Origin of the sequence: Cecembia lonarensis LW9 (genome assembly GCF_000298295.1) — a bacterium.
Lineage (GTDB): Bacteria > Bacteroidota > Bacteroidia > Cytophagales > Cyclobacteriaceae > Cecembia > Cecembia lonarensis.
Window position 1 is genome coordinate 1 of record NZ_AMGM01000155.1, and the last position, 3,683, is coordinate 3,683.

A 3,683-nucleotide genomic window follows, 5' to 3' on the forward strand; every position below is an offset into this window, starting at 1 on the left:
AATCAGAAAAAGGCTCTGAAACAATCAAAGCACCACATTCTTCACTCTTCATTCAGCATTCTACATTCTAAATTAGGGTCAGATCATGATAAGATTTCAAACAATTTCCTTAATGAAATCCTTAAATCCCTTAACTCCTGAATGGTTTCTATCTTTCCACTTCCGAAATCCGCCTTCCGAAATCCCACTTCCAACATCCTCCTTCCGGCCCCCTATCCCTTCCTACTCAAAAACTCCTCCTGATAAGCTTTGGGCGTATTTCCTAGAAAAGCCTTAAAGTACCGGAAAAAGGAGCTCTTGCTTGAAAAGCCTGCTTCCACAAACACTTCCTCCACATCTCTTCCTTCTTCCAACAAGGACTTTGCATACATTACCCGTTCCCTATTCAACAGTTTGGGAAGTCCCATGCCCGCATGCACATTGATTGCCCTGGAGACATAAGTCTGATTGGAGCCCATCACCTTGGTCAGCGTCTCTAGACTTAAATCAGGATTTTTAAAATTTTGGCGTATGTGTTCCAGAATTTGCACATACAGATCTCCCAACTGATCCTGCTCAAAATACTGAATCTTGGTTTCGAGTTCGTTGATTTTTCGCTGACTTTCCCGCAGCTTAAAGATGTACTTACCCAGTCGCTTTCGAAAGATATAAAATGCCGTAAGCAATAAAATCAAGGTAATCAAATAGCTGATCCACCAACGGTAGGTAGAAAGTTTTCGGTCAAGCAGCAGGTTTTCGTAAAACAATTCGTTCTCTTTCATCAACTGTGCATAAATGCTCGTGTATTCAGAAATAGTCCGCCCTATATCCGAATGGATTTGCTCATTTTGCTGCTCCGTGTAACTCTTCAGATTGTTTTCAAAGCCCTCTTTATCACCTAAATCAAACTGAATGCCCATCATTTTCTCCAACAAATAAAAATTATTCACCGAAAAACCAATTGCAGCATAAGCCTCATATGCCTCTTTATAGGCCTCTAGGGCATCTTGAAAGCAGCCGGCATGCTCCAACCAACTGCCTGACTTTTCCAAAAACAGTCCCTTCAAATAGGGAGAAACATCAGACTTTACATAGGACTTAAGCAAATTCAGGTAATAGGAAGCCTGCTCTATTTTTCCCAATTTCAGCATATTGCTGAAAAGTTCAGCTACCTGTTTTGCCTGATTAAATTCATCTTCCTGCAGGCGGTAATACTGTAAAGCTTCTAAAAAAAATAGGTTGGATTGGTCATAATTCCCTTTCCAACGATAAATAATCGCCAGATTTTGGTGGGCCAGAAAATAGTTTTCCCAATCCTCCTGCCCTGCAAAATATCGGTGCGCTTCCTGGGTATGCATATAGGCGGAATCCATCATATCAAAGCGCGAATAGGCAAGCCCCAAATTGATTTTGGTCATGTAAATTCCTGTAGAATCTCCCAGCTCCATTTCATAAATAAGACTCTTGTAATAATTTTGAATGGCCTTATCGTAAAACCGCATCAATTCCTGATTTACTCCCAAATTATTGTACACTTTTTTGAGCATATCAAGGTCGGCCTCCCGATCCTCGTAGGAGTCAATGACCCTTTGGTAATAAAAACTGGACAGGTTATATTGCTGTAAAAAATAGTAGGTCTTGCCAAGAAGGAACCAATATTCCACACGGCAGTTATACGCTGTTTCAGTTTGATAGAATTCCTGCAGATGGATCAACCGTTCCAATGCTTCCTCTGGTTTTTTGGGAAGAAATTCGGATTCCAAGGACTTCAGTTCCGGACAATTGAAACCGTAAACAGCATGGGACAGCCCAATACAAAAACATGAAAGCACAAGTATTGCCCAATGATGTTTAGCATTAGGGAAATACAGGAACTTTTCAATATAGAAAGACATATATGAGAAAACTTTGGGAGGAAACCAATCACTAAGCCCATGCACAACTCAAGCATACTTAAACACTGAGGGGCTCTATTTGTAAAATACTTCTTATAATCCAAAAGTACTTTCGGAGCATCAGCCAATCCTTCAATCGGCACTTTTTTGTAAATGATCTGCCATAAAACCCAAATCCGATCCCTTTGGGTAAATCCAAAAGTAGTGTTCAGTTGTACTTTCCTCAATATCCAACCTTAGCCCGGAAGGATCTTGTAAACAAATGCTATCGGTAGTATTAAATAAAAAACAATTGTGCAGCAATTCCTTCAGTTTATTACTTTGTTCCTCATCGAGAAACTGAAAGCGAAAGCGAATCAAAAATATTTTTTCATTAAATGAATGCCATTCAATTTTGGCTTTTATGCCATGAAAGTAGGTCCGATAAACCTGAATACGGAAACCATAATCCAAGTTAACCGTAATGTCAGCTTTTTTGTCGGGAAATTGGAGCTTATCCCAACTTTCATCCTTATTTAGGAGCAAGGGTAATATAGCCTGCGTTACTTTTTGTCTTTCCTGTTTGAATGTCAGCAACCTTTCCTTATAGACGGATGACTCGGCAAAATTACTTTGGTATTCTAAATGGTAATAGTTGTAACGCTCCTTATATCTGTTACTGAATATCTTTTTTAATAGTGATTTCATTGTTGTGGTTTAAAGGCTCAGGCAATCTGCTTTCTTGTAAGTCAAAGTTGGCCATTAAACGCTCACGCATGGTTTCAGTTTTTAAATTTAAAGTGTCACTTATCAAAATATGGTAGCGAGAAGAGGGTTTCGTTGTTCAAGCTTGCTCCTAAGTATTTCTGAGGGTTAAAGATTAAAGGTTAAATGTTAAATGTTAACCGTTAACATTATGACCGGAGAGCTTTGGGTTGTTCAAGGTCGGATCATTAAAGCTTGCCAAGCTTTTTTGTTGTTAAATGTTAACCGTTAACCGTTAACTCTTAACCTTTTACATAATGACCGCGGAGCTTTGGATTGTTAAAGGTTTAATTGTTCAGTGTTCAGTGTTCAAAGTTCAAAGTTCAAACTTGCTCCGAAGGATTTCGGAGGGTTCAAGGTCGGATCATTAAAGGTTGCCAAGCTTTTTTTGAAGGGCGAAGGGGCGGAGATGCGAACAAGCGAAGGGGACACTCCAAGATTGTCTGACCCGCATTTGGAAACGGAACATTAGCGGAAATTCGTAAGCCTGCGCCTAATTCTTTTTTCCCTTTATGGCTTTGACCACAACAAAACTCCAAGACCCCTAAACAGCCTTAAATCAACCCAATTCGTGTAATTCCTGCCTGTGGCAGACAGGTGTGTAATTAGTGGCTAAAAACCTTAGTTCAAGTCTTCAGACTTGGACTCATAAAAAACCAGCCTCCCAAACCATCCAAGCTCCGAACCATTCTTCATTCATCACTCTTCATTCTACATTATCACCCCTCATCCATCGGTGGTTAAATTTCAAAAGCGAAACTTTTCAACCACTTATCCAGTTAAATTCAACTCCTACCGGAGTTGGGCGGACCGGGGACTTAAACTAGCTTCAACCACCGGGTTTTACCCGGGGTAAATAACCTTTGGTATTGGACGCTTTCTGCGTCCTAAACCCATACAAAACAATCCTCCCAAACCATCCAAGCTCAAACACTTTTGCCTTTTGCCTTTTGCCTTGGCTCTTTCAATTGTTCAATTGTTCAAGGTTCAAGGTTCAGTTGTTCAGGGTAGATCATGATAAGGTTGCCAAGTTTTTTTGAAGGGCGGAGGGGCGGAGAAGCGAGG

2 protein-coding genes are annotated in these 3,683 nt (G+C 40.3%); both read right to left on the reverse strand.

The annotated features are described in order from the left end of the window. Positions 1 to 212: 212 nt before the first annotated feature. The gene (locus B879_RS21950; protein WP_009187116.1) at positions 213 to 1,874 is read right to left on the reverse strand and encodes a helix-turn-helix domain-containing protein; all 1,662 of its coding nucleotides are present in this window, start codon (positions 1,872 to 1,874) and stop codon (positions 213 to 215) included. A gap of 132 nt (positions 1,875 to 2,006) precedes the next feature. Next, the gene (locus B879_RS20350) at positions 2,007 to 2,561 is read right to left on the reverse strand and encodes a hypothetical protein (protein WP_009187117.1); all 555 of its coding nucleotides are present in this window, start codon (positions 2,559 to 2,561) and stop codon (positions 2,007 to 2,009) included. Positions 2,562 to 3,683: the final 1,122 nt, after the last annotated feature.